The organism is Kitasatospora sp. MBT66, assembly GCF_000710405.2.
Lineage (GTDB): Bacteria > Actinomycetota > Actinomycetes > Streptomycetales > Streptomycetaceae > Kitasatospora > Kitasatospora purpeofusca.
Map to the genome: position 1 here is coordinate 812,520 of NZ_JAIY01000003.1, position 26,468 is coordinate 838,987.

A 26,468-nucleotide genomic window follows, 5' to 3' on the forward strand; every position below is an offset into this window, starting at 1 on the left:
TGACGGGCCCTCAACTCCCCGCGACCAGGCTGCTCGCCTTCGACCTCCCGACGAACTCCCCGGCCGCCGACCGCAACGCCCTGCGCACCCTGCTCGCCGACTGGACCCGCCTCCTCTCCGCCACGGCAGTCGGCCCGCCCCCGGACCCGCGACTGCGCGGCGACGACGGCCCGCCCCGCACCGCCTCACTGGTCGGCCTCGGCCCGGCCCTCGCCGCCCGGCTGGCCCTCCCCGTCCCCGGCGGACTGGCCGAGCCGCCCGCCTTCCCCGGTGACCGCCTCGACCCGGCGCGCGGCGGCGGCGACCTGCTGCTCCAGCTCTCCGCCGCCGACCCCTGGACCCTCGCCGTCCTCACCGAACTCGCCGGTGCGGCTGCCCACTCCGCCGGCGCCGTGCCCCGCTGGTCGCAGTCCGGCTTCCTGCCCCCGACCCGGCCGGGCGCCACCCCGCGCAACCTGTTCGGCTTCAAGGACGGCACCGCCAACCCGGACGAGGACGCCGCCCGCCAGTGGGTCTGGGGCCCGCCCGGCCCGCACGAGAACGCCACCCTCCTGGTCTACCGGCGGATCCGGATGGACACCGCCGCCTTCGCCGCCCTCCCCGCGGAGCGGCAGGAGGCCGCGATGGGCCGCCGCGCCGCCGACGGCGCCCCACTGACCGGGAGCGCCGAGCACGACGAGCCCGACCTCTACGCCAAGCACCCGGACGGCGCCTACGTCATCCCGGCCACCGCCCACGTCCGGCTCACCGGCCCCCGCCTCGACGGCGGCGCCCGGATGCTCCGGCGCGGCTACGGCTACGACGACGCCCCGGACGACCGGGGGCTGCTCTTCGCCGCCTTCGTGCGCGACACCGCCCAGTTCACCCGCGTCCAGAGCCGCTTGGCCGAGCGCGACGCCCTCAACCCCTTCCTCACCCACACCGCCTCCGCCGTCGCCTACGTCCTCCCCGGCGCCCCGCCGGGAACCGTCCTCGGCGCCCAGCTGCTCGCCTGACGGTCCTTCATGGGTTTCGCCGGGGGCCGCGGCGGGGATCTCGCCGTTCCCGGGTCGGCGGGCCGCGGGTGCGCCAGGATGTAGGCCGACGAACGCGCTTGTCGGGGTTGGGAGTTGTGAGTGAGCGGCGAGCAGGAACAGGCGGGCGGCGCGGTCGCCCGGGTGGACAACCGGCTGACCGGCGGCACCGTGCACGGCAACGTCGTCCAGGCCGGCCGGGCCGACATCACCCTGCGGATGTCCGACCCGGCCGCGCCGAGCGCCCTGCCGGTGACCGTCACCCCGCCCCTGGGGCTGCGCGACCCCGGCCGCCCACTGCGCGGCCGCGAGGAGACCCTGGAACGCCTGGAGGCCGAACTCGTCGCCGACCCGGGCCCCGAGGGCCGACTGCTGGCCCTGTGCGGCATGGGCGGCTGTGGCAAGACCGCCATCGCCCTGGAGATCGCCGCCCGCCGGAGCGCCGCCGGCTGCCGGGTGTGGTGGGTCGAGGCGCGCAACGGCCCCGCCCTGGAGGCGGCCCTGCGCGCCGTCGCCCGCCAGGCCGGGGCGACGCAGGAGGAACTGGATCGCGGTGACACCGCCGACCTCCTCTGGTCCGGGCTGGCCCGCCAGGACACGCCGTGGCTGCTGGTCGTCGACAACGCCGACGACCCCGCCCTTCTCGACGGCCCCGGCTCGCTGAGCGCCGGCACCGGCTGGATCCGGCCCGCCACCGGCCCCGGCGCCGTCCTGGTCACCACCCGCGACAGCACCCGGACCACCTGGGGCCAGGTCGCCCGACTCCACCTGCTGCGGCCGCTGACCGGCGGCCGGCTCGACGCCGCCGCCCGGATCCTGCGCGACCACGCCCCCGCGAGCGCCGGCACCCCCGCCGAGGCGCACGAGCTCGCGGCCCGCCTGGGCGGCCTCCCGCTCGCCCTGTACCTGGCCGGCACCTACCTCGACCAGGCGAACCGGACCCCGCCGCCGTTCCGGGCCCCCGCCACCCCGACCACCTACACCGGCTACCGGCGGGCCTGGGAGGACGGCCTGGACCGGCTGGACCCCGGCCACGTCCTCGCCCGGACCTGGGCGATGTCCGTCGCCCTGCTCGAACAGCGCGGCCACGGCCACGCCCGCGCCCTGCTCGAACTCCTCGCAGCCTTCGCCGACGCCGACCTCCCCTACACCCACCTCCTCACCCCCGACCGCCTCGCCGAGGCCGGCCCGCTCGCCGCCCTGGACGGCCCGGCGATCTGGCAGCACCTCACGGCCCTCGCGGCGCTGGGCCTGGTCGAGCTGCTCGAACCCGCGCCCGGCACCCCCGCGCTGCTGCGGATGCACCCCCTCGTCCGGGACGCCTCACGGACGCCCGGCACGGTGGCGGTCGCCACCGGGATCGTGACCGCGGCGGCGCGCGCCGACGAGTCCGAGGACGAGATGGACCCCGAGGTCGCGGCCGTCCGGCGGTCGCTCGCCCCGCACATCCTCGACGCTTTCGAGCGGGCAGACCTCGCAGGCCTCGACGAACGCGCCTTCCTGGAGCTCATGGTGGCCATGAACGTGGCCGGTCGTCAGCTGCTGGTCGACGGTCTCTACGTCCAGGCCCGGGCGGTGCTCGAAACCGTGCGCGCCGCCGAGAGCGAACACGTCGGACCCACCCATCCCGATACCTTCGTCACCCGGCACAACCTCGCCCTGGCTCTGCGCGAGCTCGGGGAACTGGCGCTTGCCCGGGCGGAGTTCGAGGCGGTTCTCGAGGCCAGGCGGACGCTGGGCGGCGACACGTACCTCGCGACCCTCAGTACCCGGCACGAGCTGGCCTCCCTGCTCCGGGACCAGGGGGAACTGGAGGCGGCCCGGGCGGAGTTCGAGGCCGTGCTGGCCGTCCGGCGGCGCGAGCTGGGGGACACCGATCCGAGCACCGTCACCACCCGGCACGAGCTGGCCACCGTACTGCTCGACCAGGGGGAGCTGGAGTCCGCCCGCGCGGAGTTGGAGGCGGCGCTCGCCATCGAGCGGGAGCGGGTCGGTGAAACCCACCCCAGCAGTCTCGTCACCCGCCACGAACTCGCACGGACCCTGCACGCGCAAGGTGAACTGGCCATGGCACGGGCCGAGTTCGAAGCCGTCATGGCGGGCTGGCGGGACCAGTTCGCGGGCGACCACCCGCATCTGCTGGTCACCCGCTACGGCCTCGCCCTGGTCCTGCGCGACCAAGGGGAGTTGGCGCAGGCCCGAACGGAGTTCGAGGCGGTCCTCGCCGGCGAGCGGGAGCGGCTGGGCGACACACACCCCAGTACCCTCCTCACCCGGTACAGCCTCGCCCTGGTCCTGCGCGACCAGGGCGAGTCGGCGCAGGCCCGCGAGGAGCTGGAGGCGGTCCTCGCCGTCGAGACCGAGCGACTGGGACCCGACCACCCCGATACGCAGATCACCCGCCAGAGCCTCGACGGCGTCCTGCGGATGCTCGAAGGACGCTAGCCGGTCGGTCGCCCGCGTCCACGGTCGCCCGCCTTCACGGTCGCCCGCCTTCACGGTCGGCTGCGGAACGGGCCCCCGTCGGCGAAGGCGTGCTCGGCGAACCGTTCTCCCATCCGGCGGTACGCGGCCGCGGACGGGTGCAGCCCGTCAGGCAGGTCGTCCACCTCGGTGGGGCCGAGCAGTTCGCGTCCGTCGAGGTAGTGCAGGTGGGGGTCGCGGGCCCGCCGGGCGGCCACGATCCTCGCCAGCTCGTCGCGGACCACCTGGAGCGACAGCGCCCCGAGGGCCACATCGGCCGGGTCCCCCAGCGCGGTGATCCTCCCGTCCCGTCCCGTCCCGGTCGGACCGGGACACCCGTCGAGGGCCGGGCAACTCACCGGTGAGACCACCAGCAGCGGAGTGTCCGGGTGCCCGTCGCGGATGGTGTCCAGGAAACCGTGCACCGCCGGGCCGAAGGTGCGCAGCCGGAAAGCGGCCCGGGCCACGATGTTGATGCCCGTCTCGAGGCTGATCAGGTCGGCGGGCAGGTCGCGGATCGTCCGGGCGACGTAGGGGTCCAGCATGTCATTGCCGGGCTGGCTGAGGTTGGTCACCTCCGCGCCGCCGAGCGACGCCGCGACCACCGGCCAGGTGCCGGTGGGGCCGTCGGCTTCGATGCAGTGGCTGATGGAGCTGCCGTGGTGCACCCACCGGGGCCGGCCGTCGGGCAGGGGCGCCAGGACCTCGCCGTCGGCGCGGAGCGACACCAGTTCGGTGGGAGTCTGCTGCGGCAGCCACAGCTCGACGTTCTTCATCCCGGCCGGCAGCGCGTCGAAACGTGCCGTTGCCGGTTCGCCCGGGATCACTCGCTGTGCGGCGCCGGGGCCCGCCATCCGCACCACATGGCCCAGGGGCGCCCGCTGCCGCCCGACCAGGGCGCCGTCCACCCTCAGGTCGAGCATCCCGGTCGGCCGGGGCTCCGGGTCACCGTCGAGCTGCCCCGTGGAGGTGAGCACCACGAACTCGAGCACCCGCGCGTCGGTACGGAACACCAACCGCACCCCCGAAGGCATCGCGGTGCCGCCGAAGACCGATGGATCCTGGTACTGCTCCTTGGTCCACGCGGGCAGCCGGCGCGGCATCACTCCCGCAGGTGTCGTCTCCAGGTCCAGCGCGCCCCGGATCTCGACCGGCCCGTCCACCAGCGGATAGTCCCGCATCGCCACTGTCACCGCTCCTCGGTTCTGCCCGTCCGGCCGGGCAGGTGCTCGACCGGAACCGTCGGGTCCCTCCCCGACCCTACGTACCGCGGCCGCAGGTGTGGCGACCGGTGGGTCGGCGGCACCTCCGGGCCCGGGGATTCAGCGGGCCAGCACCGCTATCCCGTGCACGGCGTTCCGCGCGCCGCCGGGCGGCTGGACGCGGCCCCGGGCGTCGGTGGCCCGGCAGCGGATCAGGTGCCGGCCCGGGGCGAGCGCGCAGGGCAGGGTGAACCGCTGCCAGACGGGTTGCGGGCCGCGCGACTCCAGCCGGGCGGGCCGCCAGCCGCCGTCGTCGACGGCGACCTCCACCGCGACCACCGGGTCGAAGCCCCAGGCCCGGCCGGTCACCTGGAACGGCCCGGCCGGGACGGCGTCCCCGTCGCTCGCCCCGACCAGCCTGCTGTTCACCTCGACCTCCCGCACCGGCCGAGGCGCGCCGCCGCCCGGCGGGACCCGGGTGTAGAGCCGGGTGGTGAAGAGGTGCTCGGGCCGGTGGTCGGCCAGCACCAAGCGGGTCAGCCACTTCACCGAGTTGGTGCCGAAGAACCGGGGCACCACCGCGCGCACCGGGAACCCGTGCTCCCTCGGCAGCGGCGCGCCGTTCACGGTGTCGGCGAGCAGCACCTCCGCGCGGGCCAGGTCCAGCGGCAGGTCCTTGAGGTAGGTCAGGCCCCGCTCGCCCGCGAACGCGCCCCGGTCGGCACCCTCCAGCCAGAGGTGGCGGGCCTGCGGGCGCACGCCCGCCAGGTCCAGTACGGCGGACAGCGGCACCCCGGACCAGGACAGGTTGGCGACCGCACGGGTCGGCACGTCGGGGTGAGCGGGGTTGCCGAAGCACTCGTGGAAGGCGGTGAGGTCGGTGCGGGGCAGCCGGCGCAGGGCCGGGAGGTCCAGCCGCAGCGGCCGGTCCACCAGGCCCTCGACGCTCAGTGTCCAGACGTCGGCGTCGAGTTCGGGCGGCGGCCCGAGGTGGCTGCGGCGGAAGACCTGCCCGACGGGGGTGAGGAACGCGTCGGGGATGCTCGGATCGATGGGCGCTGCCTGCACGCGGGCTCCGTACGTCGTCGGGCGGCCCGGGAGGACCGGAAGGGCGGAAGGCTCCACCCCCGAACGGTCCGTGTACCCCTGCGGCCGCCCGCCGATGCGGAACCGGACCCGGATACTCTTTCGGGCGTTCGGCGCCGACAGCTGCGCCGGCGGACGGACGGGGCGGGGGTGGTGGCCGTGCGCGGACCGGGAGGCGGGACGGCGGGCCGACGGGCGGGGGAGCCCGAGGAACTGACGCTCCACGAACTCGCCCTGCTGGCCGGCGGGGCCTGGCGGGTCGCGGAGACGGCGCTGGCCCGGATGCTCCTGGACGCCAGGGTGGAGATCGACCGGCACGGCACGGTCCGGGTGGTCCGCCCCCGGCCCCGCGACGAGGTGGAGGCCGTGCTGCTCGCCGCGCTGGGCCCGTCCGGCACCGGGTGGCTCGGCGCCCCGCGCTCGGCCTTCGGCACCAGCGTGCCGGCCTGCCGGCTGGAGGAGGGCCTGCGCGACCGGGGCCTGATCGTCGGCGGCAGCACCGGCCCCGCCCGGCGCCGTCCACTGCTGCTGCCGACCTGGTTGGCCGTCCCGCTGCTGATCCTTCTCGCGGTCGGCACCGTCCGGGTCGCCGCGGCCGCCGGCGCGGGCCCCGGCCCGGCCTTCCTGCTCGCCGCGCTGGTACCGCTGCTGGTGGCCTTCGTCCTGAGCCGCTTCGCCACGCCCCCCGACCCGCTGGGCCCCTACTGGCGCCCGGCCGCCCGGGTCGAGCCCCTGCTCGCCGCCCTCCGCACCGGCGCGCCGCTCCCGCCCGGCTGGCGGCTCTCCCCGGACGCCCTCGCCCCGGCCGGCCGCACCACCTGGGCCGCCGTCGCCGCCACCGGCATCCCCGCCCTCGGGCGCCACCACCTCACCACCGCGTTCCACGGCCCCCGCCCCCGCCCGCCGCGGCCGGGAGCGTCCTGACAGTCCCTGCGGGGGCCGCCGCCCGCCGGCGGCGGCCCCGTTCGCCCCGGAGTCCTCCGGCGGCCGGTCAGCCGCTGTGGGCGCTGATTCCGCTCTCGGCGTCGTCGACGGCGTCGGGGGTGGCGAGGGCCCGGGTGCCCGCCTGGAGGCGGAGCGTGGTGCGGGCCAGGCGCTCGCCCTGGTAGCGGGCCGCGGCCAGGATGGAGGGCTCGGGGCCGTCCTCGGCGTCGCCGGTCGAGGCGGTGCCGTACGGATTGCCGCCGGCCGCGAACACGACCGGGTCGGTGTAGCCGGGCGGGACGATCAGTGCGCCCCAGTGGTAGAAGACGTTGGACAGCGACAGGATGGTGGCCTCGGTGCCGCCGTGCCGGTTGTACGCGGCGGTGAAGACCGTCACCGGCTTGTCCGCCAGCAGCCCCTCCTGCCAGAGCCCGCTGGCCTGGTCGATGAACTGCTTGAGCTGCGCCGCCGGCGCGCCGAAGCGCGAGGGCGTGCCGAACGCGTAGGCGTCGGCCCACGCCAGGTCGTCCAGGGTGGCCTCTTCCAGCGACGCGGTGGCGTCGGCGTGCTGCCGCCAGCGCGGGTTGCTGTCTATCGCCTTGTCGGGCGCCAGTTCGGCGACCCGCCGCAGCCGGACCTCGGCCCCGGTCGAGGCCGCTCCTTCGACGACCGCCTGCGCGAGCGCGTGCACGGTACCGGTGGCGCTGTAGTGGATGACTGCGACCTTTACGGTCATGTCCCTGTCCTCGCCTGTCACTTGGTGATCGGTTGTGCGGATCATGCTAGGCGCACAGCAAGATCACCGGGGTGGGACCGGGGAGCGGTTCCGGCCGATTACCCACCGATTACCGACCGATTACCGGGTGCCGGTTACCGGTTCAGGTGCCGCAGGCCGGGAGCAGCAGCAGGCGCTCGGGATCGAACGGCACCCAGGTCGGGGCCTCGCCCCGCCCCAGCGCCCGAACCCGGCACCAGGCCCGCTCGCCGGCCGACGGCCGCCACCAGCCGTTGATCCGGCCCACCGCCCAACTGCCGTCCGCCCGGTTGATCTGCACGGGCTGGTACGCCGGCTCGACCTCGTGCTCCGGCGGCTGCCACCCGGCTCCGTCGGCCGGGCCGGTGGTGGGGCCGGTGCGGGTGTCCTGGTGCGGACGGTCTGCCATGTCTCCCCCTGCTGGCTGCGGCGCGGGTCGTCGGCCACAACTCTACAGATCTGTAGTAGTTCGTGGGGGTCCAACACCGAACCCGGTGCACGGCGTCGGCCGGGCATACGGTTGGGTGGCTGCACACGGGCGAAGGGGGAGACGTGGCTGACGGCTGGGGTGCCGCGGTGCTGCTGGGACTGCTGGTGCTGGTCGGGTCGTCCGTGCAGCGACTGGCGGGCATGGGCTTCGCGCTCGTCTGCGGACCGGCACTGGTCCTGCTGCTGGGCCCGGGCGACGGCGTGACACTGTCCAACTGCGCGGCCTGCGTCATCAGCGCCATCGGCCTGGCCGGCAGCTGGCGGCAGGTCCGGCTCGGCCGGATGCTGCCCTTGATGGCCGCGGCCGCCTGCACCGTCCCGATCGGAGCCCGGGTCGCCGACCGGGTACCGCCGCCCGCCCTGCTGATCGGCATCGGACTGCTGGTCACCGCGGCCGCCCTGCTGGTGATCCGCGGGATCCGGGCCTCCTCCCTGCGCGGCCTCCGGGGCGCGGTGGCGGCGGGCGCGGCGAGCGGCTTCATGAACTCCGCCGCCGGCGTCGGCGGCCCGGCCGTGTCGCTCTACGCGGTCAACACAGGCTGGACCGCCCGCGAGTTCGTCCCCAACGCACAACTCTACGGAGTGGTCGTCAACATCTTCTCGATCGCCGCCAAGGGAGTCCCGCACCTGGCCGCCCCCGCCTGGTCCACGACCGCAGCCGGCATCGCCCTGGGCGCCGTCGTCGGCCGCTCACTCTCCGACCGCGTGACCGAACGCCCCGCCCGCCTAGTGGTCCTGACCCTCGCCCTGGCCGGCGGCCTGGTCACCCTCGCCAAGGGCCTCTGGGAACTCTGACTGCGCGGCCCCGGCGGACGGTGCGGCGGGGGTGCGGTGGGGCGGCCCCGGCGGGGAGACTGGGGCTGTGCAGATCCGAATCGAAGCTGTCGATCTTCCCGGCCGCTCCTGCCCCGGTGGGCCGGGCGCTCCCGATCTTCTCGACGTGCATGTGGCCGTCCAACGGCGTGAGCGGCCCGGGGAGTTGTTGGACCTCCATCCCGGTGATGCGGCTTCGGCCGTGTGGACGCTGGAGTGCACGGCGAGTCCGCTGGGGGAGGGGATCGACGTCAAGGGGCCCTATGTCCAGGGGCGGCCCGGGCAGCGCTTCGTCTATCTGGTGTGGGGGACCGTCGAAGCGGACGGGGGGTTCACCATGTTCCGGCGGGCGAAGCTGATGTTCGACGGGGTGGACGGGCGGGTCCTGGCCGAGGCGGCGGCTGCCGGACGGTTGGTCGGGCGGCTCGGGCTGACGGATGTCAAGGGGCTGCCGTTGTGTGCGGCGGTCCGTCCGCCCATGGTGGCCTGGTCGGCGGAGAGCGCGACCGAGGTGGGCGAAGGGCGGGTCTGACCGTCGCGGCGGGGGCGGGGGTCTTACAGGGTTCATATACCGGGGTGGGGTATGGTGACCGCCATGTGCCGCCCGGACGCCGAAGCCTCCCCCCACGGGCCCACCGCCCGTACCGGGGCGGCCGGGCGTCCGTACCGGAACCACCGACGGTGGACGGGGGCGGCCGTCGTGGTGCTCCTGCTGACGGCCCTCGGACTGATCGGCCACCACGCCTTGCCGGCGGGCACGATGCCGACCTCGCACGCCCCTGCCGTCATGGCCCACGGCGCGGCGGCACACGCCACCTCTGCAGGGGCCACCACGGCGCCCGTCGTGACCGACCCCGTCCGGGTCTGCGCCGAGCACCGGGTCTGCTCCTCGACCGTGCCCGCGCGCGGTGCGGCCCTCGCCGCCCCTCCCGCGGCCGCGCTCGCCGTACCCGGACACCCCGATCCGGCGCCGCGACCGGCGGTCGCCCACCCCGGCCTGCCCTGGCCGGGCGCACCACCCCCCGACCTCGACGTACTCTCCGTCGCGCGCAGATAGGCGCCCCCCGGCGGCCGGGAGGCGGAACTCCCGCCCCCCCGCCGCCGAGCGGACCCGTCCACCGGCACGGGCGACCACCGTGCCACCACGCGCACACACCCGAGAGACCTCGATGCCCCAGTTCACCGTCAACCGTCGTTCCGTCCTGCTCGCGGGCCTCGGCGCCGCCGGCGCCGGGCTGCTGGCCGCCTGTTCGGACAGTCCCTCGTCGCCGCCGCTCGTCGACCCCTCCGGCAGCCCCGTCGCCCGGGCGGAGGCCGCCCGGGGCGGCACCGGCCGCGAGCGTCCCGTGACCATCACCGCGACGGCCGACACCGTCGACCTGGGCGGCGGGACCACCGCCCGGACCTGGACCTTCGGCGCCCTGCCGGGCACCCCGGTTCGCACCACGGCCGGGGACACCCTGGTCGCCACGCTCAACAACCACCTGCCCGACCCGACCTCCCTCCACTGGCACGGCCTGGCGCTGCGCAACGACATGGACGGCGTGCCCCCGGTCACCATGCGGCCGGTCGCGCCGGGCGGCAGCTTCACCTACCGCTTCGTCACCGACCGGCCGGGCACCTACTGGTTCCATCCGCACGTCGGGGTCCAGCTCGACCGGGGCCTGTACGCGCCGCTGATCGTCGAGGACCCGAAGGAGCCGCTCGGGTACGACGAGGAGTGGGTGGTCGTGCTGGACGACTGGCTGGACGGTGTCACCGGCTCGCCCGACCAGGCCTTCGCCGAGCTCCGCAAGGGGATGGGCGGCGGTGGCTCCGGCAGCCACGACATGGGCGGCCACGACATGGGCGGTCACAGCATGCCGGGCAGCGGCAGCGGCAGCGGCAGCGGCAAGGGCAACAGCAACGGCAGCAACAGCAACGGCGGCGGCGCCGGGCCGTTCATGATCATGGGCGCCACCAGCGCGCTGCTCGGCGGCGACGCCGGGGACGTCCGGTACCCGCACCACCTGGTGAACGGCCGGATCGCCGACGACCCCGAGGTGTACCGGTCGGCGCCGGGCCGGCGGGTGCGGCTGCGGATCGTCAACGCGGGCGCCGACACCGCCTACCGCCTCGCGCTCGGCGGCCACCGGCTGACCGTGACCCACACCGACGGCTACCCGGTCCGCCACGAGGAGGTGGACGCCCTGCTGGTCGGGATGGGCGAGCGCTACGACGTGCTGGTCACCCTCCAGGACGGCGTCTTCCCGCTGACCGCGCTCGCCGAGGGGAAGGACGCCGCCGGTCGGGCCCTGGTCCGCACCGGCGCGGGCGAGGCGCCGGCCGCCGCGTTCCGCCCCGCCGAGCTCGACGGCCGGATCCTCGCCGCCACCGATCTGCGGGCGGCGGAGGAGGCCGGACTGCCGAAGCGGACGCCCGACCGCACCCATCGGATCGAACTGACGGGCGGGATGGCCGAGTACGACTGGGCGCTGAACGGGCGCCCCTTCGACATGGCCGACCCGTCCGCGCGCCCGTTCCTCGTCGGCGGTGGCGAGCGGGTGCGGCTGGAGTTCGTGAACCGCACCGACATGTGGCACCCCATGCACCTGCACGGCCACACCTTCCAGGTGGGCGACGACGGCCCGCGCAAGGACACCGTGATCGTGCTGCCCGGGCGGACGGTGATCTGCGAGTTCGAGGCGGACAACCCGGGCCAGTGGATGACGCACTGCCACAACGCCTACCACGGCGAGGCCGGGATGATGGGGCTGCTCGCCTACCGCGCCTGACCGGGGACGGGGGACCCCGAACCCCCGGGGGTGGCGGGCGATCCGCCCGCCGCCCCCGGGTCCGGGCCCCGTCCGGGTCAGTCCTCGCGCACCACGATCGTGCACAGGCGCTTGGTGGCCCGGGTGAGCGCGACATACAGGTCACGGTCGCCGCCGGGGCGGGCCGAGGCGATCGCGTCGGGATCGAGCACGACGGCCGTGTCGAACTCCAGACCGCGCGCCTCGGAGGCCGGGACCAGCCGGGCGTACGCATCCGCGCCCGCTGCCGTCAGCGCGTCCACCGAGCCGTCCGGGCAGACCACGCCGATGAGTTCGCCGGGGTGGGCGGCCGACTGCTCGCGCAGTTCGGCGAGCAGGGTGTCCAGCAGCCCGGCGGGCGAGGCGTCGCGGCTGCGGGGCTCCTCGCCGTGCCGGATCGAGCCGATCGGGGCCTGGTCCGGCGCGATCCGGGCCAGCAGCTCGCGGGTGGTGGCGAGGATCTCCTCGGTGGTCCGGTAGCTGACGGTCAGGGTGCGCAGCTCGAAGCGGCCCCCGAGGTGCGGGTCCAGCGCCTCGTGCCAGCCGCTCGCGGTGGTGGCCGGACCGGCCTGGGCGAAGTCACCGACCAGGGTCATCGACCGGGCCGGGCACCGGCGCAGGACCGTCCGCCACTGGAGCGCGGTGAGCTCCTGCGCCTCGTCCACCACCACATGGCCGAAGGTCCGCGCCGGCGGGCCGTCCAGCAGCGCGGCCGCCTCGTCCAGCAGCGGCAGGTCCGCGTCGGTCCACGGCGCGCCCGGGGTCCGCAGCAGGATCCGGTGCTCCTCGTCGGTGAACCCCGGCAGGCGCGCGGCCAGCGTCCCGAGGTCCCCGAGCAGGGCGTCCACCAACGCGCCGGGCGTGAGGTGCGGCCACAGCTCCTCGACCGTGCGCTCCACCAGGTCGTCGTCGAGCAGGGCGGCCCGCATCGCGTCCGGGTCGAACTCCGCCCCGCCGGCGGCCGGATCGGCCTCGATGCCCAGGTTGCGCAGGTCCGCCGCCGTGGCCCGGTCGAGGTCGAGGCCGGTCAGCTCGGCCACCTCGGCGTCGATCCGCTCCATTGTCTCGGCGGACTCGCGGGCCAGCTCCCTGGTCACCGCGTCGACCAGCATCTCCTTGAACAGCCCGCGGGCCCGGTGGTGCGGGAGACCGCCCATCAGTGCGGCGTCACGAGTCAGGGCGACCTCCGCCTCGCCCAGACGGACGTCGTCCTGTCCGACCCGCACGGCGAACTCCCCGCCGGGCGCCTGCCGTTCGCGCACCGTGGCCGCGAGCGCCCCGACGAGCGCGCCGTCGCCCTTGAGCCTGGCCGCCTCCGGCCGTTCGGCGGTGATGCCGGGCCCGGCCCCGCCCGGCGCGCCCTCCCGGTCGGGCCCGTTCGCCGCGTCCGTCCCGTTCCCCCAGCCCGGTGCGGCCAGTTCGGCGCAGGTCGCGAGAACGGCCTCGCTCTCGCCGAGCGAGGGCAGCACATGCGAAATGTAGTCCAGGAAGCGGGCGTTGGGCCCCAGCACCAGCACGCCCCGCTCGGCGGCCTTCGGGAAGGCGTAGAGCACATAGGCGGCGCGGTGCAGCGCGACCACCGTCTTCCCGGTGCCGGGACCGCCCTGGACCACGGTGACGCCGCGGTGCTGGGAGCGGACGATCGCGTCCTGCTCGGTCTGGAGGGTGGCCACCGCGGTGCCCATCCGGCCGGTGCGGCGGGCCTGGAGCGCGGCCGCGAGCGGGCCGTCGCCGACCACGTCCTCCGCGGTGGGCTCGGAGCCGTCGAGCAGCTCGTCGCTCACCCCGACCACGGTGCGCTCCGTCAGCCGCAGGTGACGGCGCCGGCGCAGGCCCATCGGGTGCACGGGTGTCGCCTCGTAGAACGCGCGGGCGGCGTCGGCCCGCCAGTCGACCAGGGCGGGCAGCTCGTCCTCGTCGCGCTGGAGGCTCAGCCGGCCGATCCGCAGCGCGGTGCCGTCCGTCAGGTCGATCCGGCCGAACACCAGGCCGCCCTCGGCTCCTTCGAGGCGTCGCACCTCCCGGGCGAGCTGTTCGGCGGCCAGGTCCCTCTCGTACGCCTCGGTGGTGCCGTTCGCCTGTTCGGCGAGTGTCCCGACGAGCCGGGCCCGGGTGTCGGCGAGCCGCTCGTCGAACAGCGCGACGACGGCGGCCACCTCCGCCCGCTCCAGCTCAACCTGGTGTACCACGTTGTCCTCGACCTGCGGCAAGGCAGCGCTCCTCTCGGGTTCGGCCTGTCACTATGCGAGGACGCGCGAGGAATGTAAATGTTGACGTTCCGGCCCGAATTGTGTCCACGGGCCGCCGGCGGGCCCGCCGGTCCGACGCCGCGTCACCTCTGCCCGGGCTCCCCGGGCCTGCCGCCGGGTGCCGGTACGGGCACCGGTGCGGGCGCCCGCACCTGCACCGGCACCGTAGACAGAACCCCGGCCGGACATCGGGCGGGCGACGGGCCGAGGACCGGCACTGGCGCCCGTCCCGACGTCCGGTCGGGGGCGTTCGCGGGAGGCCGCGGCTCAGGACTCCTTGACCACCACGGTCTTCGCCGCCTTGTCGTGCAGGGCCTGCTGGAGCGGCTTGTCCCACAGCGGGAACAGGACGTTGACGAGCGCGAAGAGGGAGCCGATGCAGTAGACCGCGTTGGGCAGGGTGTACACGGCCGCGCGGATCAGCAGCGAGTTCTCGGCGGGCTTCCCGCCGTGCCCGAGGTCCACGACCCGCAGCTTCATGACCTTCTTGCCGACGGTCTGGCCGCCCTGGGTGAGCAGCATCGCGGCCTCGTAGCCGAACGAGAGCAGGGCCGCGACGACGTAGTAGAGGATCGAGGCGCCGAGCACGACGAAGACCAGCAGGGTCGGGATGATGAGCACGGCGACGTCGATCAGCCGGGCGACCAGCCGCTCCCCGATCGGCGCGAGCTGACGGGACCCGGGCACCGGGGCGCCGCCGTACCCGCCGTGCTGGCCGAGCCAGTGCGGCAGACCGGCCTGCGGCTGCTGGCCGTAGGGCTGCTGCGGGGGAACGCCGTAGCCGTGCTGCCCGGGCTGCCCGTACGGGGCCTCCTGCTTGTACGCCTGCTGGTCGTACGGTGCCTGCTGGCCGTAGGGCGGCTGCTGGCCGGCCGGGGGCTGCTGTCCGTAGGGGTTCTGCTGTCCGTAGGGATTGGACCCGTCGTACGGGTTCTCGTTCTGGCCGTACCCGGTGGGGCCGTTGGTGCTCATCCTGGCTGGTTCCCTGCCTCGGAAGTGGTGGTACGGCTGTTCTACCGATCATCCGACGGGCGCGGGAAGACGGACGGGCAAGTCGTTACCGATCAGGGGCGAGCTTGTCGCCGAGCCGGGCACCGAGGAGTCCTGTTATGTTCGGATTGCCGGAATCAGCCTGCGCCGTCCGATCGGACGGCTCGACCAGGGAGGCCGGAATGACCGGTGCACCCGAACCCATCAGCGACGCCGGCCGTGCCGTGCTGGAGCGGGACCTGGCCGACTTGCGCACGGAGCGCGACGCCGTCGCCGCCACACTGCGGGGCGGCGAGGAGGTCGGCGACCGGGCCGACCAGGCCGACGAACTGCAACGGGCCGACATTCTCGACCGGTTGGACGACCGGATCACCGTGATCGAGGGCCGACTGCGCGAGGCGGCGGTCGCGGGCGCGCCGAGCACCGACACGGTCGGTGTCGGCAGCACGGTGACCCTGCGCTTCGCGGACGCCGCCGAGTTGACCGTCCGGATCGGCGAACTGGCGGAGGAGCTGGACCCGGAGCTGGTGACCGACGACAGTCCGCTCGGGCAGGTCCTGCTCGGCCGCCGGGTCGGCGACACCGTCGAGTACGACGCTCCGGGCGGTCGGACGACTGCCGAGGTGCTGTCGATCGGCGGCGACGCCGGAGCGTGACGACGGCTCCTCGCCGAGCACAGCCGGTCGCACGGCCGGCCCGGTGGGCGTGCGGGCGGCGTGCGCCCCGGGGCGTGCCGCGCGCGCCGGGCGGGGGACGTCCGCCAGGGCGCCCTGGTGTGCGCCCTGCCGCGCCGCTGTACGGGGCCGGGAGCACGTGCTGACATGGACGCGTCAAGCTCGTCGGTGGTCCCGCACGAGGGGGTGCGCGGCCCGCAGCCGACGGGCGAGAGGGAGGAAGCGCCCATGTCCCTTCGCACCCTGGCCGCCGGCACCGCCGCCGCGGCACTGCTCGGCACAGCCCTCGTCGGCACGGTCGGCACCGCGGGCACCGCCTTCGCCACCGGGTGGGACACCCCGCCGCCGGACAAGATCGTCATCTCCGTCGCCACCGTGAACGGCTCCGGCTGCCCGGCCGGGACGGCCGCGGTCGCCGTGTCCCCGGACAACACCGCCTTCACCGTCACCTACAGCAACTACGTGGCCCAGGTCGGCCTCGGCTCCAAGCCGACGGACTTCCGCAAGAACTGTCAGCTCAACCTGAACGTGCATGTCCCGCAGGGCTTCACATACGCCGTCGCCGCCGCCGACTACCGGGGCTTCGCCCACCTGGAGAAGGGCGCGACCGCCGTCCAGCGCGCCAACTACTACTTCCAGGGCTCGCCGCAGACCACCTACTCCAGCCACAGCTTCACCGGTGCGCTCGACGACAGCTGGCAGGCGACCGACACCGTCGCGGTCGAGGCCCTGGTCTGGGCGCCGTGCGGCGAACTGCGCAACTTCAACATCAACACCGAGCTCCGGGTGGCCGCCGGCAGCTCGGACCCGACCAAAACCACCAGCTTCATGACGATGGACTCCACCGACGGCAGCATCAACACGGTCTACCACTTCGCGTGGAAGCGCTGCCCGCAGGGCTGACCCTGACCCGGCAGTCGCCGCCGCCCCGGCCGGGCACTCCGGCCGGGGCGGCGGCCGTCCCGCTGCCCCGGCCGGGCCGGCGGCGCGCCTCAGGCCGGTTCGGGTGCGCCGCGGCGCGTGCCGGTGACCGGTTCGGTGCTCGGGTCTGTGCTCGGCCCGGTGGCAGGTTCGGTGCTCGGCTCCTCGGGCGGGCCGGTGACCGGTTCGGCGGCCGGGCCCGGGGGAGCGGCGGCGACGCTGCGCGCGGTGAGCGCGTGCAACCGGTGTTCGGAGGCACTGCCGGGCTCGGCGGTCCACACCACGATGTGCTGGTCCGGCGCCGTGGCACTGGTCAGGGTGTCCCAGTCCAGGGTGAGGTCACCGACCAGCGGGTGCCGGAACCGCTTGTTCCCGGAGGCGTGGACGGCGACCTCGCGGGCCTGCCACCAGCGCTGGAAGTCGACGTGGTCGGCCATCCGCGCGAGCAGTCGGTGCAGGCGCGGGTCGTCCGGCCGGCGGGCCGTGTGCATCCGCAGATGGGCCACGCAGGCGCGGGCGCCGTCCGCCCAGTCGCGGTAACGGGACCGCAGTACGGGGTCGTTGAAGAGCAGCCAGACGTAGTTGCGGTCCCGGACGGGGTGGCGGCCGAAGTCGGTGAGCAGCGCGGCGGCCGGCGGGTTCCAGGCGAGCACGTCCATGGTGCGGGTGACGACGACGGCCGGTCCGGTGGCGAGCTGGGCGAGCAGCCGGCGGTTGTGCTCGGTGACCTCCGCCGTGGCGCGGGCCGGGGGTTCGGCCGGCGGCCGTCCGGCCAGGCCGAGCAGATAGGACCGCTGGTCGGGGGAGAGGCGCAGGGCCCGGGCGAGGGCCTCCAGCACGGGGGTGGAGGCGGGCATCCGGCCCTGCTCGATGCGGGTGTAGTAGTCGGTGCTGATCGAGGCCAGCCGCGCGACCTCCGCGCGGCGCAGCCCCGCGACGCGCCTCGGCGTGCCGTCGGACGGCAGCCCGACCTGCTGGGGGGTCAGCTCGGCCCGGCGGGTGCGGAGGAACGCGCCGAGTTCCTTCGGGCGGCCGCCTGAGGTGCTCATGCCCCCAGTGTGGCAGCGGCGGCCGGTGGTGGGGGCGGGATCGGCAGCCAGAAGCGTGCCCGCGCACCGGCTGCTGCGGCAAGTCCGCTGGGAGGGAGAGTTTTCTCCCCCGGTGGAATCCGCGCGTGACGGAAGTGTCCCCTTTTCGGCGGCCGTGCGGCGTGCGAGCGTCGTGCCGCGACCGGCGGCGGGTGTGGACGGCGGCGGCGCGAACGGCGGATTTCCCTCGGCACGCCCCCTGGAGCACATGATCATGGAGTTCGCCCAGCCCTCGGCCACCGGCCGGGCCCCGGCCGACTGGTTCACCGGCGAGGTGTGGTGGGACACGGTCCACCCCGACGGGGCGCCGTCGCGGAAACGCGCCAACCTGGTCCGCTTCGCACCCGGGGCCCGCACCCACTGGCACTCCCACGCGCTGGGCCAGAGCCTGCACGTGGTCTCCGGGACCGCCCTGATCGGCACCCGTGACGGCGCGGTCTTCGCGGCCCGCCCGGGCGAGCTGGTGGTCTGCCCGCCGGGGGAGGAGCACTGGCACGGCGCGGCGCCGGACGGCTCGATGGAACACCTGGCCACCTGGGAGGGAACCGAGGACGGCAGCCCCGAGACGACCTGGCTGGAGCCGGTCACCGAGGAGCAGTACGCCTTCGCCCGCGGCACCAGCGCCTGAGCCCGGCGGGTCCGTCCGTGGCGCCCCGCTCAGCCCGCGAGCTGGCCCGGCCGGCCCGGGACCCAGAGCGGCACCGGGGCGGTGGGCACCATGTGCCGGGCGGCGTGCTCGTCGAGCACGGCCAGCGCCCGGTCCCGGTCGCCGTCGCTGAGCTCGGCCAGCGTCGCGGCCGCCGAGCGGGCGCAGGCCAGGACCAGCGCGAGCATGTCCTGGCGCCGGCGGTGCTCGCGGACATAGGCCCGGGCGCGTTCGAGGATGCAGGCGCCGAGCGTCTCCCGCTCGGCCGCCGCGACCGGATCGGCACCGGCCATCGCCGTCTTCACCCCGTACCAGACCAGGACGAGCGCGTCCGGCTCGGCCGGGTGCGACACCTCGGTGAGCTCCGCCCACTCCCGGGCCCCGGCCGACTCCCGCCCCAGCCGCTCCAGCGCCGCCGGACCGTCCCCGTCCTCGCGCCGGAGCACCAGCTCGGCGGCCCGCAGCACCACCGCCCGCAGCACCGTCTCGGCCGGCACCCGCAGGCCCGGAGCGGCCGGGTCGGCGAACGCCAGCCAGGCGTCCGCGAACGAGGCGGCCCGCATCTGCCCCAGCCACGGCGGCGCGCCCTCCACGAGCCCCAGCCGCTCCTCCACGGCCAGCCGGACCAGACCCACGGCCACCAGATCCGCAGCCCCCGCGTCGGGCCCGAGCCCGAACAGTCCGTTCCGCATGGAACACCCCCTGTCCAACGGTCATCACCTTGTGTGCGCACATCCCACCACATTGAGACGGAAACGAACTTGGTCGCGCCTGTGATGAGACGCACGCCACGCCACCCGCAGCCCGGCGACGGCAGTCCGTATTACCCCCTTGACCTGCGGTTTTCTTCTGCCGGGTGGAGGCTGTCGGGTGCCGGACCGCCCCGAGAACATTGACGCGGACCTGCGGACCGGGTTTCAGTGGCCTCCGGCGGGTCCGCGCCCGCCGGGCAGACCCCCGCCCGGTCCGTGGGGTGCGCCGGGCATGTCCTGGTAGTGGACGACGCAGCGTCCGAAGGCATCCCGGTACCGCGCCGGCTGCTCGCGCAGCGCGGCCGCCGAGTGCGGGGCACGGCGCTCCAGGGCGGGCCGGCCGGTGAACCGGATCTCGGCGGGGAGGACGACCGGGCCGGTGACGGCATCGTGGAAGGCGTTCCCGTTCCTGACGCGGAACGAGGGGAACCCGAGCTCCCGCTGCAAGGTCGCGTGCAGCTCCCGGTCGTCGCGGACGGCGCCGACGTCGATCACCACCCGCCGGTCCGGGGCCGGGGCGGGCAGCGGTACGGCGGGGCAGCGGTTCGGCGGGTCAGTGGTTCGGTCAGCCGCCGCCCATGCCGCCCTGGGCGGCGATCATGGTCAGGTTCAGCCCGGACACCGCGCGGGCCAGGCCGGGCGCGGTGGTGGCGAGGCGGTCGGTGAGGGCGTCGACGCGATCGGCGTGCGCCTTCCGGTCGTGGCGGGAGAGCACCAGGCGCAGGTGCCCGTGGGCGGCCAGGGCGGCGAGCACCGCGTCCGGGAACGGCGCCTCGGCGGGCGGGGTGCTGCCGCGGACCAGCTCCGCCACCCGCAGCTGGAGGTCCAGGGCCTCGCGCGGGTCGTCCATCGCCACCGGCCGATGCGGCACGACCCGGCCGTGGGGGTCGCGGTCCGCGACGGTCACCACGCCGAGCACCGCGAGCCGCTGCTCGACGGCCTCCAGGGTGTCCTCGCGGTCGCGCCGGATCCAGGCCTTCCAACTGCGTGACGCGCCGCCCGCCTCGGCGAGCAGGGCGTCGAGCACACCGTCCCCGGTGGGGTCGGCGGCGACGACCCGGACGTGCCCGGACCCGTCCTCGTCGACGGCGCCCCGGTGGGCGAGTTCGGCGAGGGCGGCGGCACGGACCAGGAAACCGGCCCGGGTGCGGTCCTGCAAGGACTGTGCCCGGGTGTCGAAGGCCAGCAGATAGCCGGAGAGATGCAGGGCTCGGCTCATGCCTCCGACGATACGGGCGCTGGCCGCCGCGATCCGTCACCCCACGGTCGGAGCCGCCCTCCGTCGACAGGACTACCCGAAACCGCTCGGACGCCGGCTGCGGGTGGCCGATTCCGGCGCGGTGAATATCGGGCAAGTGCGGGGAATTACCGCGTTCCCGGGAACGGGCGGCCGAATACCCGCCGAATACCCGTGTGCATCAGGACAACTGTCGACGAGGTATCGGAATCCGGGAGTCCCAAGGGCGTTCGCGCGTTGGAATGGCAGCAGCGGACCCTTTCACCCGAGCCTACCCCGGTAGCCGAAGGCAGAGAAAGAGATGCCATGGATGATTTCGACAGCGAAACCTCCAAACGCAACCCAGTCTTCTGTGCTCTCGTCAATGCCACCCTCGATCTGGACCGCGAAGACCTCGGGCACCCCGCCCACCCCGGTCTGTGGGAGCGGCTGGTCGGCGACCGCAGGCCGGTCGACCAGCGCGGACTCCACTGCCCGGACTGCCGGGATGCCCGCGGTGCCCGGGCCTGGATGTACGTCTTCGAGCGGCAGGGACTGCGGATCGCCGCGCACCACAATCCGCACCGCAGCCCGTCCGGCGGGAGCGAAGTGCGCGAGGCCTACCGGGAGCGGTACGTGCGGGCGGCCGAGAGCGCCGGTCACACCGCCGAGGTGGGGGTGGTCGACGCGGACGGCAGGCGGCGCACCGATGTGCTCGTCACCGGCGCGGGCGGACAACGGTACGGGTTCGAACCACAGTTGTCGTACCTTCCCGCCGAGACCGCCCGCGGCCGTGATGCCGCCGCCCGGGCCGACGGCATCACGGCGGTCTGGCACACGGTGGACCCGCGGTCGCCGTTGATCGACGAGGTCCACTGGACCAGGACGGACGACCTGCCCGCGGCGGCCGTGCGCGCGGAGCGCGACCTGCTGGTCCGGGGCGGCGTGCGGGCCCTCACCCTGGAACTCTGCGACCGCATGCCGACGCCGTGCCCCACGCGCCGCCTGGGCAGTTGCGGGCGCCGTCACGCGCGGTGGGGGCCCCGGCCCCGGCAGTTCGACGACCTCGTCCGCGACATCGCCGCCGGGAGCTGCGTCCCGCTGACCGTGCGGGCGGGCCGGGGCGTGCACCGCTTCTGGTCCTCGGCCGAGGACCGCGAGGCCTTTCTCGACAGCGGTGGCACGCTCGCGCCCGCCGACGAGGCGGACGCGAGCGCCGCCGGTGCCGCCGGTGCCGCCGACCGGGCGGCGGCACCGCACCGCTCCGCCGCGTCCGGTCCGCGCCCCCACTCCCGCCGGGACAGCCGCTGCGTCGTCGACCGGAGGGACCGGACGGAGTGGGCCGAGCGGCGGCACCGGAGGTTCGCGGCGCTGCCGGCCCGCGACAGCGGCGAGGCGATCTGGGTCCCGGAGCCGGCGGCGGCCCCCGCGCGGATCCTGCGCCCGGAGATCGCCCCGGTCCGGCGCGGGGTCTGCTCGGCCGGCCATGGTCCGGCCTGCGGCCACCGCGCCCGGCTGTACCCCGGGGGGTGGTTCTGCGAGGGGCACCGCCCCGGCGCGGCCCGCACCTGAACCGGCCCGGCCCGCGCCTCCGGGGCGTTTCCTCGAACCCCTGCCTCCGAGGCGTTCTCGAACCGCGCCTGCGGGGCGACGCCCTGGCCGACTGCCTTGCGGGGGGTGCCGACGGTCCGCGTAGAGTCGACCGAGGCACACCTCACCCACGTCGGCCGCGCTGTTTCTTCACCGCGCCGCTCCGGGCGGCCCCGGCCGCCGGTCCTGTCGGTGCGGGGTGTGCCGGTCGAGTGCATCGGGACCGGGCGGGAACAGGGAGCAAGATGGTGAGGGGCAGGCAGGAGGCGAGGCGTCCGCACGGGGAGCTGGTCGCGGACGTCCTGGCGGTGCTGTGGGCGTCGGCGGAGCCGATGACCGCCCAGGAGGTCAAGGGCGCGCTGCGGCAGGACCTCGCCCGGACGACGGTGGCGACGATCCTCGCCCGCCTGCACGAGAAGGGGACGCTCGACCGGACCCGCCCGGGGCGTTCCTTCGCCTACGCGCCGGTGGCGGACGCCGCCGGTCTGGCCGCGGGCCGGATGCGCCGGGAACTGGAGAAGGAACCGCAGCGGGATCTCGTCCTGAAGCGGTTCGTGTCCTCGCTGTCCGCGGACGACGAGGACGTGCTGCGGAGCCTCCTGATCGCGGCCGGGAGCGAACCACTCCCCGGTGCGGAGGACCCGACGGGGGCGGAGGAGGGATGACGGCGGTCCTGGTGGTCGTCGCCCTGGCCGTCCTGCTTCCCTGGGGTGCGGTGCCCGCGGCGTCCCGGCTCGCGCGGCTGCTCGCGCCGCGCGAGGCCGCCCTGGCCCTCGCGGGCGCGGCGGTCCTGCTGGCGGGCGGCACCGTCGCGGTGCTGGTCGCCCTCCTCCATGTGCCGTTCCTGGCCGGCCTCGAACAACTGCCGCTCACCGGGGTGACCACGCACTGGCCGGCGGTGCTGCCGGTCGCGGGCGTCGCCGGGGCCGTGCTCGTCGTGCAGGCCGTGCGGCTGGTCCGGGCCGCGCGCCGCCACCGCGCCGTGCTGTCGCGGGCGTGGCGGCTGACCGAGGGGGCGACGGCGGAGGGCGATGTGCTCATCGTGCCGGGAGCGGAGGCGGAGGCGTTCGCCCTGCCGCGCCACCGGGGGCGGGCCGGCCGGGTGGTCGTGACGGAGGGCATGCTCGAATCCCTGGGGGAGTCGGAGTGCGCGGTGCTGCTCGCGCACGAGCGGGCCCACCTCCGTGGGCGCCACCATCTGTTCTCGGCGGCCGCCGACCTCGCCGCCGCCGTCCATCCTGCCCTCGCGCGGCTGCGGACCGGCCTGGAGTTCCATCTGGAGCGGTGGGCCGACGAGGCGGCCGCCCGCTCGGTGTCCGACCGGAGGCTGGCCGCGACCGCGATCGCCCGTGCCGCCCTGGCCGGTGCGGCCGGACCCGGGGGGCGCGCTGCCCGGCCCCTCGCGGTGAACAGCGGGCCGGTGCCACGGCGGGTCCAGGCCCTGCTGGCGCCGGTGCCCGCCGGACCGGAGGGACGGGGTTCGCGGTTCGCCGCCGCCGGGCTCGTCGCCGCGGTGGTGGCCTCGGCCGCGCTGGCAGTGGGGCTGGCGTACGGCCTGCACGAGTACGTCGAGTACGCGGCGGAGGCGCTCACCGGTCGGTGACCGGTGTGACGACATCGATGTAGACCAATCCTCGGACGCGCGGATATGGTGAGCCTCGGCTTACCGTCCCGGTCGCGGGACGTCGCACGCTCTCGACGATGGGGACACGGTTTGTACGACGGACGGAAGGGATCCTCGAGTCCGTTCGAGCAGACCGTCTACCTCCTCGCGGAGGCCGGCCGCGCCGTCGACCGCCTGCTCGCCGAACGGCTGGAGCACCGCGGGCTGACCCCGGCCCACCAGGCGCTGCTGTCGACACTGGCCACCCTGGGGCCGCACGGCCGACGGGACCTCGTGGAACGGCTCGCGATGCCCGGGGCGGATACGCACCGGGCACTCGACGACCTGCTCTCCCGCGGCCTGCTGCAGTCGATGGTGGTCCACATCGGGGGGCGCCAGGAACTGCTGGCGATCACCGACCCGGGCCGGGCCACGCTGGACCTGCTCCACTCCGACGCCTCCGCCGCGCAGGACGGCCTGCTGGCCGCGCTGACGAGGGGCCAGCGCGTCGAGCTCAACTCGCTGCTCCGACGCGTGTGCGCCGCCGCCGCCCGCGGGGCCGGCGGGCTGGGCGAGGCTGCGGGTGACGGAAGCCGGACGCCGGCGGCCGGCACCCGGTCCGCCTGAGCGGTCCGGGCATTCGAATGCCCTGGTCAAGGCCATGATGGCCGGTTCGCGTCCGACCGGTTCCAGGGGCCTCCCCGGGGCATAACGGGTTGATTCCAGTAGAACAATCGGACCGTAAAAAGTGAGGGAAGGCTTACCTTTCTAAGGTTAGCCTTCCCTCATGAACAGCCTGATGCTGGCCGCGGACACGGCCGGATACACCATGCCCCAGACCTGGCGGATCCTCACCAAGGCCGGTTACTTCATCGGCCTGAGCGGTGCCATCGGCGCCACCGTCGGCTACGCCGCCGCGGTGCGCCCCGCGCTCGGGAACGCCGAGCGCAACGGAGCCGGCCCCGACGCCGCGGTGCTGAGATCCAGATCGGCGGCCTACGTCGCCTGGGCGGGCGTGGTGCTGCTGATCGCCGGCTACTTCCAGCTCGCCGCCCGCGTCGCCCGCTCCGGCAAGGGGATGCCCTTCGGCGACGCCCTGGCCCCCGACCGGATCTGGCACTTCCTCCGCGCCCCCGCCGCCAAGGGCGCCTGGATCGCCCAGGGCACCGTCTACCTCGTGCAGAACATCGCCCTCCTCGCTGCCGCGGCCGTGATGATCGCCCTGTTCGTCCCGGCCGTCCGCCGGCACACCGACCGCGTCGTGCTCGCCGCGCTGCCGGCGGCGCTCGCCGTCACCCTGGTCGCCGCCGTCCCCTCGATCGCGCCGACCACCTTCGACCGCTGGCTCGACCTCGTCCTCGACCAGGTCCACATCGTCTCCGGCACGGTCTGGCTCGGCGGACTGGCACTGCTGGTCGCCCTGGCCGGTACCCGCCGCAGCCTCGGCGACGGCGCCGGGCTGCTCTGGGCCCAGCTGTGGCAGCGCTTCGGCCTCGTCGCGATGGTCTGCGTCGGTGCGATCACCGTCTCCGGCCTGTGGCTGAGCTGGAAGCACGTCGGCAGCGTCCCGCAGCTGTGGACCACCGGATACGGCATCGCGCTGCTGGTCAAGGTGCTGCTCGTGGCCGGGCTGGTGACCGCCGGCGCCTTCAACCAGTTCTGGCTGATGCCCCGGATCACCCGGGCCCGCCTCGCCGACGACACCGCCACGCTGCGCGACCTGACCCTCGGGCACTTCCCCAAGGTCGTGTGGGGCGAGGTCGCGCTGGGCCTCGCCGTCCTGTTGGTACTGCCCTTCATCGCCGGCTCGGCCCGCACCGAGGCCGGCAGCCCCAAGGCGGTCTTCTCCGGCAGCATCCTCGCCGCCGGTGCCGCGCTGGTGGTCGCCCTCGCGGTCTCCCTGTACGCGACGGCCAAGGTCTCCGACCTCCTCGCCCGCCGTCCGCTCCCGGCCGCGGCGGTCTGACGGTCCGACCGCGTTCGGCGGGACCGACGCCCCCGGCCCGGACACCTCACGGAGGTGGCCGGGCCGGGGGTTTCGTGCTTTCGGGTGGCGGTGCAGGGTTGCGCCGCAAGGGTCGGTGGGTCGCAGTGGGGAAGCCGCCCGGGTCGCCGGGGCGTCCTTCCACCGGGCCGAGGGGGCCCGGGCCGGCCTCGGCGAACCCCGGTGCCAGCCGTGCCCGTTCGCGCCCGTGCCGGCTCGTGAAAGCTCGTCCGCCGATCCTTTCCCGTCGGGGTCGGGGAACGCGGACGCCCCGTCCGGGGGGTTCCGGGCGGGGCGTTGCGTGGTGTCGTGGGTGCGCCGGGTGGCGCGGGCCGGTGGTGTCAGGCGGTGGGACGGGCCTCGGTGGTGCCGGTGGTGCCGGAGGCCCCGGTGGGCCTGGGCGCGGTGGGCTTGGCGGGGCCGCCGCCGAGGACGCCGAAGAAGAACGCCAGGGTCGGTGCGAGGTAGGCGAGCCAGACGACGATCTGGAGGACGCTGGGGTCGGGCTGGAAGTTGAAGACGCCCTTGAGGAGGGTGCCGTACCAGCTGTCCTTGGGGATGGTGCTGGAGATGTCGAAGGCGAGGTTGTGCAGGCCGGGCAGCCAGCCGGCCTCCTGGAGGTCGTGGACGCCGTAGGCGAGGACGCCGGCGGCGACGACGACGAGCATGGCGCCGGTCCAGGTGAAGAACTTCGCCAGGTTGATCTTCAGCGCGCCGCGGTAGAAGAGCCAGCCGAGGAAGGCGGCGGTGAGCAGGCCGAGGGCGGCGCCGATGATCGGGTTGTAGCCGTCCTCGGTGGCCTGGACGGCGGTCCAGATGAACAGGGCGGTCTCCAGGCCCTCGCGGCCCACGGCGAGGAAGGCGGTGGCGACCAGGGCGCCGGTGCCCATGGCGAGGGCGGCGTCGAGCTTGCCCTGGAGTTCGCTCTTGAGGTGGCGCGCGGTGCGGCGCATCCAGAAGACCATCCAGGTGACCAGGCCGACCGAGATGATCGACAGCGAGCCGCCGAGGGCTTCCTGGGCCTCGAAGGACAGCTGGGAGGAGCCGAACTGCAGGACCGCGCCGAAGGCCATCGACAGCAGCACGGCGGCGCCGACGCCGGTCCACACCGGCGGGAGCTTCTCCCGGCGGCCGGTCTTGACCAGGTAGGCGATGAGGATGCAGACGACCAGGCTGGCTTCGAGTCCTTCGCGCAGGCCGATCAGATAGTTGGCGAACA

26 protein-coding genes are annotated in these 26,468 nt (G+C 75.0%); 15 read left to right on the forward strand and 11 right to left on the reverse strand.

The genetic code is table 11. The annotated features are described in order from the left end of the window. On the forward strand, positions 1 to 995 hold a 995-nt coding region (locus tag BI06_RS05645; protein WP_199523234.1), incomplete at its 5' end, for a Dyp-type peroxidase. A 120-nt stretch (positions 996 to 1,115) separates the two neighbouring features. After that, the gene (locus BI06_RS05650) at positions 1,116 to 3,458 is read left to right on the forward strand and encodes a tetratricopeptide repeat protein (protein WP_051740277.1); all 2,343 of its coding nucleotides are present in this window, start codon (positions 1,116 to 1,118) and stop codon (positions 3,456 to 3,458) included. A 50-nt stretch (positions 3,459 to 3,508) separates the two neighbouring features. Here the strand turns inward: BI06_RS05650 and BI06_RS05655 are convergent, their stop codons facing one another. Both BI06_RS05655 and BI06_RS05660 read right to left on the reverse strand, forming a co-directional pair. Next, the gene (locus tag BI06_RS05655) at positions 3,509 to 4,657 is read right to left on the reverse strand and encodes a GDSL-type esterase/lipase family protein (protein WP_030397975.1); all 1,149 of its coding nucleotides are present in this window, start codon (positions 4,655 to 4,657) and stop codon (positions 3,509 to 3,511) included. Positions 4,658 to 4,798: 141 nt separating this feature from the next. Beyond that, positions 4,799 to 5,746: a molybdopterin-dependent oxidoreductase gene (locus tag BI06_RS05660; RefSeq protein ID WP_051740278.1), complete on the reverse strand. Its 948-nt coding sequence runs from the start codon at positions 5,744 to 5,746 to the stop codon at positions 4,799 to 4,801. Positions 5,747 to 5,923: 177 nt separating this feature from the next. On the opposite strand from BI06_RS05660, the gene BI06_RS05665 reads away from it, so the two are divergent. Then, positions 5,924 to 6,688, forward strand: coding sequence for a TIGR04222 domain-containing membrane protein (locus tag BI06_RS05665; protein ID WP_157855455.1), 765 nt, complete (start codon positions 5,924 to 5,926; stop codon positions 6,686 to 6,688). Between the two features lie 67 nt (positions 6,689 to 6,755). On the opposite strand, the gene wrbA is transcribed toward BI06_RS05665, so the two are convergent. Together wrbA and BI06_RS05675 are read right to left on the reverse strand one after the other, a co-directional pair. Then, positions 6,756 to 7,424 (reverse strand): NAD(P)H:quinone oxidoreductase, encoded by a 669-nt coding sequence (wrbA, locus tag BI06_RS05670; protein WP_043465504.1) that lies wholly within the window; start codon positions 7,422 to 7,424, stop codon positions 6,756 to 6,758. Positions 7,425 to 7,566: 142 nt separating this feature from the next. After that, positions 7,567 to 7,851 carry a hypothetical protein gene (locus tag BI06_RS05675; protein ID WP_043465506.1) on the reverse strand — a complete coding sequence of 95 codons (285 nt, stop codon included), beginning with the start codon at positions 7,849 to 7,851 and terminating at the stop codon, positions 7,567 to 7,569. A gap of 143 nt (positions 7,852 to 7,994) precedes the next feature. Here BI06_RS05675 and BI06_RS05680 point away from each other — a divergent pair, with 143 nt between their 5' ends. From BI06_RS05680 to BI06_RS05695, 4 genes are all read left to right on the forward strand, one after another. Then, a complete protein-coding gene (locus BI06_RS05680; protein WP_255360189.1) occupies positions 7,995 to 8,726 on the forward strand; it encodes a sulfite exporter TauE/SafE family protein in 732 nt (243 codons plus the stop codon). Between the two features lie 67 nt (positions 8,727 to 8,793). Then, positions 8,794 to 9,276 (forward strand): DUF5990 family protein, encoded by a 483-nt coding sequence (locus tag BI06_RS05685; protein WP_043465508.1) that lies wholly within the window; start codon positions 8,794 to 8,796, stop codon positions 9,274 to 9,276. Positions 9,277 to 9,339: 63 nt separating this feature from the next. Next, positions 9,340 to 9,801 (forward strand): hypothetical protein, encoded by a 462-nt coding sequence (locus BI06_RS05690; protein ID WP_055731109.1) that lies wholly within the window; start codon positions 9,340 to 9,342, stop codon positions 9,799 to 9,801. A gap of 112 nt (positions 9,802 to 9,913) precedes the next feature. Continuing rightward, positions 9,914 to 11,518 carry a multicopper oxidase family protein gene (locus BI06_RS05695; RefSeq protein ID WP_043465512.1) on the forward strand — a complete coding sequence of 535 codons (1,605 nt, stop codon included), beginning with the start codon at positions 9,914 to 9,916 and terminating at the stop codon, positions 11,516 to 11,518. A 77-nt stretch (positions 11,519 to 11,595) separates the two neighbouring features. Here BI06_RS05695 and BI06_RS05700 read toward each other — a convergent pair whose 3' ends face one another. Together BI06_RS05700 and BI06_RS05705 are read right to left on the reverse strand one after the other, a co-directional pair. Further along, positions 11,596 to 13,746 carry an AAA family ATPase gene (locus tag BI06_RS05700; protein WP_107113271.1) on the reverse strand — a complete coding sequence of 717 codons (2,151 nt, stop codon included), beginning with the start codon at positions 13,744 to 13,746 and terminating at the stop codon, positions 11,596 to 11,598. 306 nt (positions 13,747 to 14,052) lie between these two features. Then, positions 14,053 to 14,757 carry an RDD family protein gene (locus BI06_RS05705; RefSeq protein ID WP_051740279.1) on the reverse strand — a complete coding sequence of 235 codons (705 nt, stop codon included), beginning with the start codon at positions 14,755 to 14,757 and terminating at the stop codon, positions 14,053 to 14,055. A 200-nt stretch (positions 14,758 to 14,957) separates the two neighbouring features. Between BI06_RS05705 and BI06_RS05710 the strand changes: the two genes are divergently transcribed. Next, on the forward strand, positions 14,958 to 15,431 hold the full coding sequence (locus BI06_RS05710) for a GreA/GreB family elongation factor (protein WP_030397987.1): 474 nt from the start codon (positions 14,958 to 14,960) through the stop codon (positions 15,429 to 15,431). 246 nt (positions 15,432 to 15,677) lie between these two features. Then, positions 15,678 to 16,352 carry a DUF4360 domain-containing protein gene (locus BI06_RS05715; protein WP_030397988.1) on the forward strand — a complete coding sequence of 225 codons (675 nt, stop codon included), beginning with the start codon at positions 15,678 to 15,680 and terminating at the stop codon, positions 16,350 to 16,352. Between the two features lie 89 nt (positions 16,353 to 16,441). Here the strand turns inward: BI06_RS05715 and BI06_RS05720 are convergent, their stop codons facing one another. After that, positions 16,442 to 17,419 (reverse strand): helix-turn-helix domain-containing protein, encoded by a 978-nt coding sequence (locus BI06_RS05720; RefSeq protein ID WP_082558283.1) that lies wholly within the window; start codon positions 17,417 to 17,419, stop codon positions 16,442 to 16,444. Between the two features lie 253 nt (positions 17,420 to 17,672). Between BI06_RS05720 and BI06_RS05725 the strand changes: the two genes are divergently transcribed. Then, complete coding sequence (locus BI06_RS05725) at positions 17,673 to 18,086, forward strand: cupin domain-containing protein (protein WP_030397990.1); 414 nt, start codon at positions 17,673 to 17,675, stop codon at positions 18,084 to 18,086. Positions 18,087 to 18,115: 29 nt separating this feature from the next. On the opposite strand, the gene BI06_RS50350 is transcribed toward BI06_RS05725, so the two are convergent. The 3 genes from BI06_RS50350 to BI06_RS05740 form a co-directional block, all read right to left on the reverse strand. Beyond that, positions 18,116 to 18,796: a hypothetical protein gene (locus tag BI06_RS50350; RefSeq protein WP_043465516.1), complete on the reverse strand. Its 681-nt coding sequence runs from the start codon at positions 18,794 to 18,796 to the stop codon at positions 18,116 to 18,118. 225 nt (positions 18,797 to 19,021) lie between these two features. Then, positions 19,022 to 19,354: a barstar family protein gene (locus BI06_RS05735; protein WP_051740280.1), complete on the reverse strand. Its 333-nt coding sequence runs from the start codon at positions 19,352 to 19,354 to the stop codon at positions 19,022 to 19,024. Between the two features lie 67 nt (positions 19,355 to 19,421). Next, positions 19,422 to 20,075, reverse strand: a complete 654-nt coding sequence (locus BI06_RS05740; RefSeq protein WP_043465518.1) for a GPP34 family phosphoprotein — start codon at positions 20,073 to 20,075, stop codon at positions 19,422 to 19,424. A 324-nt stretch (positions 20,076 to 20,399) separates the two neighbouring features. On the opposite strand from BI06_RS05740, the gene BI06_RS05750 reads away from it, so the two are divergent. The 5 genes from BI06_RS05750 to BI06_RS05770 all read left to right on the forward strand — a co-directional run bounded on the left by BI06_RS05750 (position 20,400) and on the right by BI06_RS05770 (position 25,231). After that, a complete protein-coding gene (locus tag BI06_RS05750; RefSeq protein ID WP_043465520.1) occupies positions 20,400 to 21,644 on the forward strand; it encodes a hypothetical protein in 1,245 nt (414 codons plus the stop codon). Positions 21,645 to 21,907: 263 nt separating this feature from the next. After that, entirely contained in the window at positions 21,908 to 22,327 is a 420-nt protein-coding gene (locus tag BI06_RS05755) for a BlaI/MecI/CopY family transcriptional regulator (protein ID WP_037782566.1), read from the forward strand. Further along, complete coding sequence (locus tag BI06_RS05760; RefSeq protein WP_043465523.1) at positions 22,324 to 23,265, forward strand: M48 family metalloprotease; 942 nt, start codon at positions 22,324 to 22,326, stop codon at positions 23,263 to 23,265. Before BI06_RS05755 ends, BI06_RS05760 begins: the two co-directional genes overlap by 4 nt. A gap of 111 nt (positions 23,266 to 23,376) precedes the next feature. After that, positions 23,377 to 23,892, forward strand: coding sequence for a MarR family winged helix-turn-helix transcriptional regulator (locus BI06_RS05765; RefSeq protein ID WP_043465526.1), 516 nt, complete (start codon positions 23,377 to 23,379; stop codon positions 23,890 to 23,892). Between the two features lie 160 nt (positions 23,893 to 24,052). After that, positions 24,053 to 25,231, forward strand: a complete 1,179-nt coding sequence (locus tag BI06_RS05770) for a CopD family protein (protein ID WP_051740281.1) — start codon at positions 24,053 to 24,055, stop codon at positions 25,229 to 25,231. 359 nt (positions 25,232 to 25,590) lie between these two features. Here the strand turns inward: BI06_RS05770 and efeU are convergent. Beyond that, the coding region (efeU, locus tag BI06_RS05775; RefSeq protein WP_051740282.1) for an iron uptake transporter permease EfeU at positions 25,591 to 26,468 on the reverse strand (878 nt) is incomplete at its 5' end.

Bases quoted from the DNA above. Each gene is read 5' to 3' on its own strand.
- BI06_RS05690 (WP_055731109.1), top strand. From the start codon at position 9,340: ATGTGCCGCCCGGACGCCGAAGCCTCCCCCCACGGGCCCACCGCCCGT.
- BI06_RS05770 (WP_051740281.1), top strand. From the start codon at position 24,053: ATGAACAGCCTGATGCTGGCCGCGGACACGGCCGGATACACCATGCCC.
- BI06_RS05755 (WP_037782566.1), top strand. From the start codon at position 21,908: ATGGTGAGGGGCAGGCAGGAGGCGAGGCGTCCGCACGGGGAGCTGGTC.
- BI06_RS05655 (WP_030397975.1), bottom strand. From the start codon at position 4,657: ATGCGGGACTATCCGCTGGTGGACGGGCCGGTCGAGATCCGGGGCGCG.
- BI06_RS05695 (WP_043465512.1), top strand. From the start codon at position 9,914: ATGCCCCAGTTCACCGTCAACCGTCGTTCCGTCCTGCTCGCGGGCCTC.
- BI06_RS50350 (WP_043465516.1), bottom strand. From the start codon at position 18,796: ATGCGGAACGGACTGTTCGGGCTCGGGCCCGACGCGGGGGCTGCGGAT.
- BI06_RS05750 (WP_043465520.1), top strand. From the start codon at position 20,400: ATGGATGATTTCGACAGCGAAACCTCCAAACGCAACCCAGTCTTCTGT.
- BI06_RS05720 (WP_082558283.1), bottom strand. From the start codon at position 17,419: ATGAGCACCTCAGGCGGCCGCCCGAAGGAACTCGGCGCGTTCCTCCGC.
- BI06_RS05675 (WP_043465506.1), bottom strand. From the start codon at position 7,851: ATGGCAGACCGTCCGCACCAGGACACCCGCACCGGCCCCACCACCGGC.
- BI06_RS05705 (WP_051740279.1), bottom strand. From the start codon at position 14,757: ATGAGCACCAACGGCCCCACCGGGTACGGCCAGAACGAGAACCCGTAC.
- BI06_RS05725 (WP_030397990.1), top strand. From the start codon at position 17,673: ATGGAGTTCGCCCAGCCCTCGGCCACCGGCCGGGCCCCGGCCGACTGG.
- BI06_RS05760 (WP_043465523.1), top strand. From the start codon at position 22,324: ATGACGGCGGTCCTGGTGGTCGTCGCCCTGGCCGTCCTGCTTCCCTGG.
- wrbA (WP_043465504.1), bottom strand. From the start codon at position 7,424: ATGACCGTAAAGGTCGCAGTCATCCACTACAGCGCCACCGGTACCGTG.
- BI06_RS05715 (WP_030397988.1), top strand. From the start codon at position 15,678: ATGTCCCTTCGCACCCTGGCCGCCGGCACCGCCGCCGCGGCACTGCTC.
- BI06_RS05710 (WP_030397987.1), top strand. From the start codon at position 14,958: ATGACCGGTGCACCCGAACCCATCAGCGACGCCGGCCGTGCCGTGCTG.
- BI06_RS05740 (WP_043465518.1), bottom strand. From the start codon at position 20,075: ATGAGCCGAGCCCTGCATCTCTCCGGCTATCTGCTGGCCTTCGACACC.